Annotated in this window: 1 protein-coding gene; it reads right to left on the minus strand. The window is 63.3% G+C overall.

Going from position 1 to position 245, the window contains the following annotated elements; genetic code table 11:
- The coding region (locus RMT89_RS44870) for a DUF1800 family protein (protein ID WP_315889506.1) at nucleotides 1–245 on the minus strand (245 nt) is incomplete at both ends.

Below are 245 nucleotides of genomic sequence, written 5' to 3' on the forward strand. Positions count from 1 at the left end.
GTTGGTGTCGGGAAATCCGTTCGGACCCGCCGGCGCCCACAGTGGCTGACCGAGCGTGTTGAGGCCGCCAAGGTAACGCCCGGGATCTTCCGGTATACGCGCCAGCACGCGGCTGGTCGCGACCAGGAATTCGTATGGCGAGCGGATCTTGGTCAGCGGCGCTTTCCAGGCCTCGTCGGAATCGACCAGCGCCAGCGTCATCGCCTTGAGATCGCCGTCGGTTCTTTTGAAGACATCCTGCAATC

Origin of the sequence: Streptomyces sp. P17 (assembly GCF_032436805.1) — a bacterium.
Classification (GTDB): Bacteria; Actinomycetota; Actinomycetes; order Streptomycetales; family Streptomycetaceae; genus Streptomyces.